This is a genomic window from Spirochaetota bacterium (genome assembly GCA_017999915.1).
In the GTDB taxonomy this organism is placed as follows: domain Bacteria; phylum Spirochaetota; class UBA4802; order UBA4802; family UBA5550; genus RBG-16-49-21.
Window position 1 is genome coordinate 138,761 of record JAGNKX010000011.1, and the last position, 12,310, is coordinate 151,070.

Below are 12,310 nucleotides of genomic sequence, written 5' to 3' on the forward strand. Positions count from 1 at the left end.
CAAGGCGCCACAAAATAATCAGGTTCGGTATGAATCAGAAGTCATCATATGCCATTCTTATTATATAAAATATCAAATGCCAGATAATTTTCATGTTGTAAATGACTAAAAAAGCTTAACATGATCCATTAATCATTGCCACAGATTACGCTATTCCTATCCAGGGATTGTGCCGGATGTGAGATTTTAAACGGGTATTTATAAACAATCCAGTGAAGTTGAGCATAATAAAAAATTCTAATCTCAGTTGCCTCATTTATAATTGACATTAACCTGCAAGCCGGTTTCATGATCTTCACGCTGTTGCTGCAGGGCTCATCATGATCAATTATTTCATATCGGCCTTTGTCCTGGGCGTTATCGTGGCCATCCCGCCGGGTTCGGTCACGGTCATCGCCTGCCAGAGGGCCATCCAGTACGGGTTCAGGAACAGCCTGATCTTCACCATCGGCTCCAGCCTGGCGGATATCTTGTACATCTGCCTGGTCTATTTCGGGCTGACGAATTTCATCCACGATGACGCGAACAGGCTCGCCCTCATAGTCCTGTGCGGCATTCTCCTCATCCTGATCGGCGGGATCACCGTGGCCTCCGCCAGGGCGGGAAGCGGCGGTGAAGCAAGGGAGGCGTCAAAGCTTCAATCAAGGCCCCTGGTGACCTTCGCGTCGGGCATCGCGGTCACGCTGACCAATCCCATGACGATCATCGGCTGGATCGCCATAGCCGGCAACTTCTTCATCCTCTGGAGGGACCGGGTCCCCGGTTCGGCGGGATTCGCCGTTGTCACCGTCGTGATGATCATGGCGGGCGTTCTGGCCTGGTTCATTCCCCTTATCTACGGGGCGAGCAGGCTCCACAGGATCATCAATCCTTCGGTGCAACGATACTTAATTGCAATCTCCGGCTTCTGCCTCATTATCTTCGGCCTCATATCACTGGTGTCAGCCTATCAGGGGAGCGGCGCAGGCTGATTTTTCCCCGCTGAGGATGGCTCAATAATCGGGGGGCGGCAACGGCAGGAAACGCCATCGCAATGATCAAGCGTTATCGCGCGCCCTTGACATGGCCGCATCGATCAATTCGGTCGCGTGCTCGAAATCATATCCGCTCAGCGCCCTGTGGATAGGGCCCATGTCCGCCATCATCGCGGCGGGGGTTCTCTCCATGATCCGCTCGCAGGTTTCGAGCGAAACGGTTTCTTCGCCGGAGGCCAGCTCGCGCAACTGTTCGAGGTCGCGCATCCAGCCATTGAGGTCCGCGGTATGGCCTTCCTGTTCCGGCCGCCCCGGATGGCCGCTCATCCACTCCCCGAGGCCGTTCACGACTGTTTCGAATTGCCCTGTGACATCGCGCAGAAGCGCCGGGGTCTCGGTCCCGCTTTTCAGGGCCGCCTCGAGGGCCGCAGCGGCGAGATGGAGGTCATGGGCGCCGAGATTCCCTGAAACCGATTTCAAGGAATGGGCGGCGCGAACCGCGGAGGCGCGGTCGCCCCCATCGAGGGACGAGAACAGGTCGTCCTGCGTTTGCCGGCCGCCCGCGAACTGCTTCAGCAGCCTGATGTAGGCCGGGACATTCCCGGCCAGGTGCGCAAGGCCCTCTTCGATATCGATCCCCGGCAGCACGGGAGGGAGCATCAAACGATCGGCCTGCGAGCCCGTTGTCGAAGAACCGCCGTCCTCCGCTTTCACGTCGAAAGGCTTCGAAGGGTCAGGCCTGATTTGTTCGACAAGAGTATGGTAGAGCTTATAGGGGTCGATCGGCTTCGCCACATGGGAGACCATCCCGGCCTGCCGGGCCAGCTCAAGGTCCTGCTCCATGGCGTTCGCCGTCATGGCGATGATCGGCACCCCGTCGAACTCGGGCCTCGACCGTATGGCGCGCGTGGCGTCGTAGCCGTCCATGACCGGCATCTGAACGTCCATCAGCACCGCGTGGAAGTCGGGGCGCATCTTCTCGACGGCGTCGCGGCCGTCGACGGCCAGCGTCACCGACAGCCCGACCCCCTCGAGGAGCTCAATGGCCACCTGCTGGTTCAGGTCGTTGTCCTCGGCGAGGAGGATCCTGGCGCCGCGGATCTCCCTGACCATCTCGGAGGGATTCTCTGCGGGCCGCGACTTTTCCCCGGCCGGTTCCGATCTCCTGTCCTTCATGTATATCGCCATGAGCGTGTCGATAACGGTCGACGGGTTGACCGGCTTCATGAGCAGGCCCGCAAGGCCGAGCTCCCCGGCACTCTTTACGAGGTCATCCGAGGCATAGGCCGTCACCATGATTATCACCGGGGTCTTCGGGATCCTTGTATCCGCTATGATCCGCCGGCTCGCTTCCAGGCCGTCCATTCCCGGCATTTTCCAGTCCATGAGAACCAGGTCATAGTCATCCCCCGCGGCCGAGCACCGTTCGAGCTCTTCAATGGCCTCCGCGCCCGAGGCCGAGGCGGCAGCCCTGAGGGCAAACCGCCCCATCATCTCCATGAGGATCAGCCGCGAGCTCTGGTTATCGTCGACGACAAGGACCCGCAGGTCGGCCAGCTCGGTGATGCCATCCCCTTTCCGGACTTCCACGCCCTCCTGGACCGGGAAAATCGCGTCAAACCTGAAGGTGCTTCCTTTTCCAGGCTCGCTTTCCACAGAGATCGTCCCTCCCATCATCTCCACGAGACGCCGGGATATGGAGAGTCCCAGTCCCGTGCCGCCGTATTTCCTGGTGGTCGAGCTGTCGGCCTGCGAAAAGGAGGCAAAAAGCCTCCCGGCCTGTTCCGGCTCCAGGCCGATACCCGTGTCGGTGACGGCGAACTCGATCCGGGCCTTTCCATCGGACAGGCCCAGCAGGCGGGTCCTGACAATGATCTCGCCCTGTTCCGTGAACTTGACCGCGTTGCCGCACAAGTTGACCAGCACCTGGTTGAGCCGCAGCGGATCGCCCATGAGCCTGCCGGGAATGTCTGAATGGCAATCGAAGATCAATTCCAGGTTCTTTTCCTGGGCCTTGACGCCCACCACCGTGGAAAGGTTGGCCATCACCTCGTCGAGCAGGAACGGGATGCGCTCCATGTCGAGCTTTCCCGCCTCGATCTTCGAAAAGTCAAGGATATCATTGATTATCTGCAGCAGGCTGTGACCCGCGCGATCGATCTTTACCAGGTAATCGCGCTGGCGCGGATCGAGGTCGGTCTTGAGCGCGAGGTGCGACATGCCGATTATCGCGTTCATCGGCGTGCGGATCTCGTGGGACATGTTCGCCAGGAATTCACTCTTTGCCCGGGTCGCCGCCTCCGCTTCCTCCTTGGCCTTCACCAGGTCCACGAGTATCTCTTCCTTTGCCGCGATCTCTTCTTTTATTACTTCTTCCTTCTCTTGCAGCAGTTTTTTTTGTTCTATTTCCGATTGCAGGGCATTCCTGTATATATTCATGAAAATTCTTAAAGAAATAATGATTGCGGAAGCAACCAATAAGAAGCCGACCAGGATGTCCAGCAGTCTGTCTTCATTTTTGGCATAATTTATAATGATATGCGGATACGCCTCCTCAACCAGCAAGAGAACAATCATTACGAGGATTAATAAAATGGAAAAAAATATATATGTTTTGTTGTTTGAGATAATGTTTATCAGAACGAGTGTAAGGATCAGGAAATAAGGCGTTGTTCCGGAGGAGCCCGCGTTGATGATCCAAAAAACCGGCTCAAAAACCAATATGATGTAGCAGAAAAAGAGGTAGTAAAACACTCTAAAATTTTTTGATTTTATTGAATATATGAGCAACGAAACATAGCCTATGCCGATCAGAAAAGATCCATAGACCGTTATGGCGGGCATCTTCGTTACATGGTTCAATAGGCATGACAGGAATGAAACGCCTATGCCGACTACGGTGAGGGCATTCAGCATTCTATGCTCCAGGACATATTCAGGAGTTATTCCCGTTATGTGCCTTAATTGTGATCGTATTCCCATCGTAATCACCCTCACCTGCGCCGGCTGGTCCTGTTCCCTGATCAGTTTCGCTTCACCCGTGCGGTAATTTTCATCCCGCCGGTGTGCCCGTCTTTATGACATGGATCGCCGTGGCCTTGAAGGACGCGGTGATCTCCTTCCCAGCGGCGATGCCCATTTCTTCCATGGAGCGGTTCGTGACATAGGCCACCAGGGTGAAGCCGCAGTCGACGTAGACCTTATTGAAGAGACCCAGGGGCACGATCCTCGCCACCCTGCCGCGGAAGGAGTTGCGCGCGCTTGTCTCCAGGGGAGCCGATGAAAGCACGATATTGTCCGGGTGCACGCAGAAGGTGACGGCGCTCCCCCGCTCCGCCGCGCCGGCGGCCTCGATGGTCCTGTCCCGGACCGACACGGTGAACAATCCCTCCCCGGACCCGGTAACCTCACCGGCAAGGATGGTCTCGGTGCCCATGAAGGAGGCAACGAACTCGCTCGCCGGGTACAGGGTGATCTCACCGGGGCTCCCGGCCTGGACGACGCTCCCGCCTTTCATCACGATGATACGGTCGGCCAGGCGTATCGCCTCGGCCCGGTCATGGGTGGCGAAGACGGTGGTGATCCCCCGCTCGCGGATTACACGGTCCAGGTCCGTGATGAGGGACTCCCGCGTGGGCGCGTCCAGGGAGGAAAAGGGCTCGTCCATGAGGAGAATTGCCGGGTCCACCGCCAGGGCCCGGGCGATGCTTACCCGCTGGGCCTCCCCGCCCGACAGGGCCCGGGCCTTGCGCTTCGCCAGGGCGCCTATCCCCAGCATCTCCAGGTTCCGCTCCACTGTTTTCCGGATATCGCCGCGCTTCACTCCCCGCATCTTCAGACCCGACGCCACGTTGTCATAGACCGTCGCGGTGAAGAGGAGCGGCTCCTGGAAAACCATGGCCATGGCGCGGCGATAGCGAAGGACCGACGTTCCGGCGGTGATCTCCTCGCCGCGGTACCGGATGGTCCCGCGGTCGGGCCGCACCAATCTCATGAGGGAAAGAAGGAGAGTCGACTTGCCGGCGCCGTTGGGCCCGATGAGGGAATAGACACGGCCCTCCTCGAAGGCCAGGCTGTCGACCGCCAGCGCCGCCATGCCGTTCCTCAGGACCAGGAGGTCCCGCACCTCGATGACGGGGCCCTTCATCGCCCCCTCCCCTGCTGTATCGCGGTGAGAATATAATTCACCGTGAAGGCCAGGAGCAGCAAGATCACCCCCAGCGCTATGGCGAGCTCGAAATTCCCCTTTCCCGTTTCCATGACCGTGGCGGTCGTGAGGACCCGCGTGTACCCCCTGATGTTTCCCCCCACCATCATGGAGGCGCCTATCTCCGAAATGACGCCGCCGAAACCGGCCATCACGGCGGTCAGCAGGGGAAGGCGCGACTCCTTCATGAGGAGCCACACCATCTGGCGCCGCGTGGCCCCCAGGGCGAGGATCTGGAGGCGGAGCTTCCCCGGCAGGCGCTGCATGGCGGCCAGGGTCACCCCGGTTATGATGGGCGCGGCGATGACGATCTGCGCGATCACCATGGCCGCCGGCGTGTACAGGAGGCCCAGCTCCCCCAGGGGGCCGCTCCGCCATATGAAGAGGGTGACAAAGAGGCCCACCACCACCGGGGGGAGACCCATGCCGGTGTTGACCACGCTAATGACAAAGCCCTTGCCCGGAAAGCGGAGAAGCGCAATGGCGGTGCCGACGCCCACGCCGATGACGGTGCTCGCCAGGGTGGCGGCCCCGGAGATCTTCAGCGACAGCACCGTGACCGCCACGACCTCCGGATCAAGGGACACGATGAGCCTGAAGGCCTGGATGACGCCGTTAATGATGAGGTCCATGAATCACTTGACAGCGTCAGGATGAAAGAGTATCGCTCCGTACTTCCTTATCCCGAATTCTTTAATCATCCTCTGCGTTTCCGGCGCCACCCAGAAATCGGCGAAGGCCTTTCCCCCCTCCGCGTTGACCTTCGGGAACTTTTTCGGGTTCACCTCGATGACATGGTAGATGTTCAGCAGCGCCCTGTCTCCTTCCACCAGGACGACAACGTCGATCTTTTTCTTCCGGGAGAGGTAGGTGGCCCGGTCGCAGAGGGTGTAGCCCTTCTTCTCCACGACCACCGCCAGGGTCTGGCCCATGCCGAGGCCCGTCTGCTGGTACCATTTTTCTCTTTCCGGCTCAAGGCCGGCGTTCTTCCAGAGCTTCTGCTCCATCACGTGGGTCCCTGATTTATCCCCCCGGGACACAAAGAGGGACTTCGACGCGGCGATCTTTTTGAACGCCACCGCCGCCGATCCGAGGCCCCTGATCTTCGCCGGATCGTCCTTCGGTCCCAGGATCACGAAATCATTGTGCATGACGATGCGGCGGTTCACGCCGAATCCCCGCTTCATGAACTTCTCCTCGGCGTCCTTTGAGTGCGCCAGAAGCAGGTCCGCCTCGCCCCGCTCGCCCATGGCCAGGGCCTGGCCCGAGCCCACGGCTATGGTCTTCACCCGGTAGCCGCTCTTCTTCTCGAACACCGGGATGAGCTCGTCCAGGAGGCCCGTGTCCTGGGTGCTGGTGGTGGTGGCGAAGATGATGTCCTTCTGCTTCGCCTCTGACAGGCCGAAGCCCGACAGGCACGCGGCCATGAGCAGCATGACAAAAACCGTCTTTCTCATATTCCCTCCGGATTAATCAATCATGATTGTCATATTGAATGGTCCTCTGTGATTTTCTTTCCACGGTTTCCCGATAAATGTCAATGATGATTTATATGTTGAAGCGGCCCGCAATAAAATACGGACAAATAACAACTTTGTTACAAAAAATGATAATTTATTACAAAAAATTACAATTCTCTTGACAAATAAAATCTCTGTATAAAATACATGTTAATATTAACATATATTTTATATTGATCTATCTATTTTTTTTATAATAGATATCTTCATTTTCAATAATACGCGCAGACTAACTGATTGGAGGATTTATGCAAAAGATAAAGTTTGGACTACTATTATTGTCGCTGGCAGCTTTAATCGGTATTTCACCGGTCATGGCGCAGGAAAAGGCAGCGGAGAAACAGGATAAAAAAGTTGTACAGCAGGAGAAGAAGCCCGTTAAGCAGAATAAAAACGCCGACAAAAAGGAAGACAAGGAAATTGCCGGAAAAGAGGAAGGGCAGGCCCCTGAAGATAAAAAAGAAGTGGCCCCGAAAAGAACAAGCGGCTATTCAATAGGCGAGATCGTCATCAAGGAAAAGGCCCTCGCCAGCGTCGAGGACGCGGCCATCACCACCGTGCTTTCGGCTGAGGACCTGAAATCGCGCTCTGAAAAAACCCTGGACCAGGCGCTCCAGACCGTGCCCGGCATGATAGTGCGCCAGGGCCAGAAGGGGCAGATGAACTTTGACATGCGCGGATTCCAGCACAGTACCGTCGCCCTGCTCGTGGACGGCCTTCCTTTTGAGGAGGTCTATGACGGCGGCGGCGGAGACATTTCCCGGATCAACGTCATGAACGCCTCGAAAATCGTCATCAACAGGGGAACGTCCTCCGCGCTGTACGGCTCCCGGGGCGCCTTCGGAGCCATCAATGTCATTTCCATAAAGCCTGAGCGCCTCTTCTTTAAAGGCTCCACCGAATTCGATCATTACGGAGGATTCACCGCCAACGCGGCGGGCGGCGGAACGTACAAGAATTTCTTCTTCACCCTTTCGGCGTCGGTGATGAAGAACAACAGTTATAACATATCCAGCCAACTGGGCCAGAACAAGCGCATGCGCTGGCTCTATAACTTTGTCCCCTTCTATGTGTACGGGGCCACGTCCGCGGCCTATACGGCTGCGACAACCGCCCTGACGTCCATAGGCCTGGAATATATCATGGATACCCAAAGATGGAACCATAATAACTCAATAAAGTATTACGCGTCGGGAAAGGCCGGGTATTCGATAACGGAAAACATCGAATTCGGCATATCCACCGACTATTACGAGGGAAGCTCCAAATTCAACGGCTTTGAATTAAGCAGCTATTCAGCCTACAACCTGGACGGGACCTGGAGCGATCCCGCCGCCGGAAACATGGTCCAGAACCGCGCCTGGGAATGGACCAAGGACTACCGCCTCAATGTAGCCCCGTATCTCAAGCTTGATTTCGGCGATTTCGACATGAGGGCCATCTACTACTTCAACCAGCAGTCGAACGCCCTGACCGGATGGACCAACCAGGCCGAAACGGCGATGTTTGACGCCGGCAAGCTCTCCGAGCACAAGGAAACAAGCCATGGCTTCTATGTATATCCTTCCTATAAGTTCGCGGAATGGAACAAGCTGAACGCCGTTGTGCATTACCGCCTCGATCTTTTTGAAAAATTCAAAAAGCGGATAGCGGCCTTTGCGCCCACCAGCGGCTTCATGAGCGTCCCCAATTACCCGACTCCCTGGTTTAAGACCGCCGAGGTGACCGCCAAATACGTTACCGTCGCCATCGAGGATGAATTCAAGTTCAATACCGACGGCGGAGACGTAAAATTCTCCCTCGGCATATCCTACGACGCGCAGATGCTGTCACGGAACTTCGGCGGCAGGATGAACTATTTCACCGGTGTGCCGGCGGTGACGGGCTGGAAGGAGGACATCACCGGGATGCTCCGCCCGCGGCTGAAACCGCACCCCACTTCCACGGTGTGGGGCACCGGGGACGGATTCAACCCGGTATTCTCGTTTGTGTACGAGCCGGTCAAGGAGATGCTGAAGCTGCGGGGAACCCTGTCGCAGAAGACGAAATTCCCCACCCTGCACCAGTACACGGACCTGGCCGACTACATAGACCGCTACGCGACCACGGCGGGGCAGGCCATATGGCTTCCGCTCATCTACAAGCTCAACGAGCTGAAGCCCGAGACATCCTACAACGGCAACGCCGGCTTCGAGCTGAACTTCTTTAAAAAAGCCCTGGAAATCAGGGGAGATTATTTCTACGCCTTTTACAGGAACAAGCTTGAATCCATACGGGACCCCAACTCCGCCGTCGGCAGGCAAAGCCGCTATGTCAACGTCAAGGGCCGGGAAGTCCATGGCGCGGAAGGCTCCATCGGGACCACCCTCGGCACCGACAAGCTGAAGGTGGTGGAGCTGGGCGCCTCGGTGACCTACGTGTTCACCCATGCCCGGGACTGGTTTGACAACCCCGTCGTCAAGGGAACGACCGTCGAAAGGACGCCCGCTCACCAGGTGATCATGCAGTTCAAGCTCGACTTCATCAGCGGAACCGGCATCACCCTCTGGAGCAACAGCCTCTTCAACCAATCGCTCTATGTTCAGCAATTCCCGACTTCCATTCTGGGTGCAAGCTCCGTATACACGAACAAGGTGTATACCACCAAGCTGCTCCATAATCCCACGATGCTGAACATCAGGGTATCCCAGCGTATCGTCGATCATTTCACCCTGTGGGTCATGTGCAAGAACGTCACCGACGACTACAACGCCGATCCCTTTAACCCCGGTCCGGGCAGGACCTGGTATTTCGGCGGCGACGCGGAGTTCTAACAGGGAAATATTTGATTCACCCGTCCCCTGCGCGCCAGCGCAGGGGATTTTTATTCTCAGATACCAAAGGCAGGCATACATCATGAAACAGAACATTCTGGTTATCGCTTTATTGATCACGTGCTTCATCGTATCCGGCATCGGCTGCAGAAAAGACCTGTACCAGATCATGACCGTCACCGGCGCGACCCCCCTGGCACTGCAGGAATCGGCGCCATCGGGTCTCTCCCTTAAAATCTCCGGCCTGGTGAAAAAAGAATACGATCTGTCGTCATACACCCTGAACAAGTTCGCCACCACGCGGATCCGCACCAGGGAAATATCATCAGCCGGTGAATTCGAGGGGACCTACGTGTATACCGGCATACCCCTGTACAACATCCTCGAAGGGGTCACCCCGCAGAAGCCGAAGAACGCCGCTTTCGACCGGCCCCTGGACATCGCAGTGGTGTTCCACTCGAGCTCGGGGAAGAAGGCGCGCTTCAGCTACGGCGAGCTCATCATGACCGACGACCGCCATCCCTTCACCCTGGCCTTTCACCGCCGCCAGGTGCTCCCCAGCAAGGACCCGCAGAAATACACGAAGAACAAGTATAAGGAAAACATAAAAGGGCTGCGCCTCATCTGCCCCCGGGACCCGGACACGTCGCGGTACCTCGATGACGTGACCCAGATCAAGCTCGTTGTCCTGAGAACGCCCGACGACAAACTCCCGGTCATGAAGAAGGGCGCCAAATGCGAATCCACCGGCATCTCCTCCATTGACGGAGCCGCCGTGAAGGCCGTGACCTTCAACGGCGTCACGGAGCAGAAGACGGACCGGTGGGTGCGCGTGGGCCACGGCCAGGGATTCAAGGGCGTATCCTCCGCCGCCGGCTACGGCCTGCGGTCATTTCTCACAAAGAACTTCAGGGACTGCGGTCCCGACGATTTCTTTCTTTTCGTGGCCTGCGACGGCTACCGCGTGCTGATGTCGGGCCGGGAGATATTCCTTTCCGGCGACGGCGCCTCCTCCATGATCCTCAAGGAATTGGACGGCAAGAAGACCACCGGCACCTACATGCTGGCGCCGGTGGACGACTATTTCGTGGACCGCGACGTGTGGGGTCTCACCCACGTCGTCATCATCAGGGACTTTAAGTAAATAACGGAGGACGCAATGTTCACCACCAACAACCATGTCTATCTGTACGCCGCCGGCGGCATCTTCGCCGCGGCCGCCCTGCTCTATCTCCTCAGGAAGAGAACGGCCAGCCTCATCGTCCTGTGCGCCGGCTTCCTCCTGTATACGCTGTACCTCTTCGGCCGGGGCTGGATAGCCGGCACCTTCCTTCCCAACCCGCTGGTTGAAGGACCCTTCCTGCTGCCCTGGTACCTGGCCGTGATCCTGATCATCATGGGTCTGAAAAAAAGCGAACGATGGGGGCTCGTTCTCATACCCCTGCTCCTGTCCGTCTGTTTCGCCGCGTGGTACGCCAAGGGAATAATTCCCCCCACGCCGAACAAGCTCACCCTCTGGGCGATCGCGTTTTTCACCGTTGAGATTTTCGGCCACGCCTGTTTCTATTGCGCGGCCTTATTTGCGGCAGCCCTGCTGGCGGGGAAGGAAAACACTGACACCTTTCACGATTTGGCCGTCTGGGGCTTTCTTCTTTACTCGATCGCGCAGGTTATCGGGGCCGTATGGTGCTTCCTGGGCTGGGGCAACACCTTCCAGTGGGGACCCCGGCACATGAGCTCCACCGCTATCTGGCTCATCTACGCCTCATATATCCACCTGCGGTACATATCCGGATGGAACGTGAAGCGGCGGGCCTGGTTCGTCATCCTGGCGTCGCTCATCGTCCTGGCCGTCACCAGCAGCTCATACCTGAACGAGAACAGCTTTCCCCGGATTGGAGGATGACATGGTACAAAAAATATTGAACGCCATCGGAAATATCAGGCTGTCATTCTGGCTCCTTATGGCGGCGGCGGCGCTTTTTATCACGGGGATGTTTTACACCTCGATGGACTTCGCCTATTTTAAGACAATGAACGAGCTGCGGATCCAGGACTGGCTGGCACGGGAGCTTTCTTCCCGACCGGCCGTAAACTGGTGGCTGCCGGCGCTGATTACCGTGCTGGCGCTCCTGGGGCTGAACACCGTTGCCTGCACCTTTAACCGTCTGAGGGAGCTTGCAGCGGGCTCATCGGCAAAAGATTACCGCTTTGTCATTTCTCTCCTGCCGTCGATCGTGCACATGCTATTCATAGCGGTCATGATCGGCCACGCAATGACCATTACCATGGGGTCCTGGACCAGGATTCCCCTCTCCGAAGGCGCTGAAATCGTTATCAATCCCTCGGTCCCTCCCTTGACCGTACAACGGATCGCGGACGCATATTTCCCCGAGGGATCCCGCCTCTCGAAAAGGATCATGCAGACCAGGGTTACCCTTACAGGCGGAGATGGCGGCGATATATCAATTTCCTATCTCGAATCGGTGAGATACAAGGGCTACCGTCTTCACCTCGACATGGTGAAGCAGAAGCAGGGAAAAGCCCGTCTCAATCAGCCTGCGCAGATCGTGGAAAACAAGGAAACCTGCAACAGGTCGGAAACATTCAGGTCAAAGGAAAGGAAGCGGGAGCCGAGCCAGACGGTCCAGCTGCTGGTGATATCGGATCCGGGACTGCCGATCATCATCGCCGGCTTCACCCTCATCCTGGTCATCATGACATGGTACTTCATAGAGATTTTGAGAAAACGCAACGAAGCGTGAAACCGGGTATAACCATATTTAATTAACACCG

At 57.0% G+C, this 12,310-nt stretch carries 9 protein-coding genes; 5 read left to right on the forward strand and 4 right to left on the reverse strand.

The window, feature by feature from the left end; all coding sequences use genetic code 11:
• Window positions 1-320 precede the first annotated feature (320 nt).
• Entirely contained in the window at window positions 321-971 is a 651-nt protein-coding gene (locus KA369_16420; protein MBP7737567.1) for a LysE family transporter, read from the forward strand.
• Between the two features lie 66 nt (window positions 972-1,037).
• Here KA369_16420 and KA369_16425 read toward each other — a convergent pair whose 3' ends face one another.
• The 4 genes from KA369_16425 to KA369_16440 form a co-directional block, all read right to left on the reverse strand.
• Window positions 1,038-3,413, reverse strand: a complete 2,376-nt coding sequence (locus KA369_16425) for a response regulator (GenBank protein ID MBP7737568.1) — start codon at window positions 3,411-3,413, stop codon at window positions 1,038-1,040.
• Between the two features lie 613 nt (window positions 3,414-4,026).
• Window positions 4,027-5,121: an ABC transporter ATP-binding protein gene (locus tag KA369_16430; protein ID MBP7737569.1), complete on the reverse strand. Its 1,095-nt coding sequence runs from the start codon at window positions 5,119-5,121 to the stop codon at window positions 4,027-4,029.
• On the reverse strand, window positions 5,118-5,813 hold the full coding sequence (locus tag KA369_16435) for an ABC transporter permease (protein MBP7737570.1): 696 nt from the start codon (window positions 5,811-5,813) through the stop codon (window positions 5,118-5,120). The genes KA369_16430 and KA369_16435 overlap by 4 nt, the downstream gene beginning before the upstream one ends.
• Window positions 5,814-5,816: 3 nt before the next feature.
• On the reverse strand, window positions 5,817-6,638 hold the full coding sequence (locus tag KA369_16440; GenBank protein ID MBP7737571.1) for a substrate-binding domain-containing protein: 822 nt from the start codon (window positions 6,636-6,638) through the stop codon (window positions 5,817-5,819).
• A 311-nt stretch (window positions 6,639-6,949) separates the two neighbouring features.
• On the opposite strand from KA369_16440, the gene KA369_16445 reads away from it, so the two are divergent.
• The 4 genes from KA369_16445 (at window position 6,950) to KA369_16460 (ending at window position 12,279) form a co-directional block, all read left to right on the forward strand.
• Window positions 6,950-9,514, forward strand: a complete 2,565-nt coding sequence (locus KA369_16445; protein MBP7737572.1) for a TonB-dependent receptor plug domain-containing protein — start codon at window positions 6,950-6,952, stop codon at window positions 9,512-9,514.
• Window positions 9,515-9,596: 82 nt separating this feature from the next.
• On the forward strand, window positions 9,597-10,658 hold the full coding sequence (locus tag KA369_16450) for a hypothetical protein (GenBank protein MBP7737573.1): 1,062 nt from the start codon (window positions 9,597-9,599) through the stop codon (window positions 10,656-10,658).
• Between the two features lie 15 nt (window positions 10,659-10,673).
• Window positions 10,674-11,420: a hypothetical protein gene (locus tag KA369_16455; protein MBP7737574.1), complete on the forward strand. Its 747-nt coding sequence runs from the start codon at window positions 10,674-10,676 to the stop codon at window positions 11,418-11,420.
• A gap of 1 nt (window position 11,421) precedes the next feature.
• Complete coding sequence (locus KA369_16460; GenBank protein ID MBP7737575.1) at window positions 11,422-12,279, forward strand: hypothetical protein; 858 nt, start codon at window positions 11,422-11,424, stop codon at window positions 12,277-12,279.
• The last annotated feature ends 31 nt before the right edge of the window (window positions 12,280-12,310 follow it).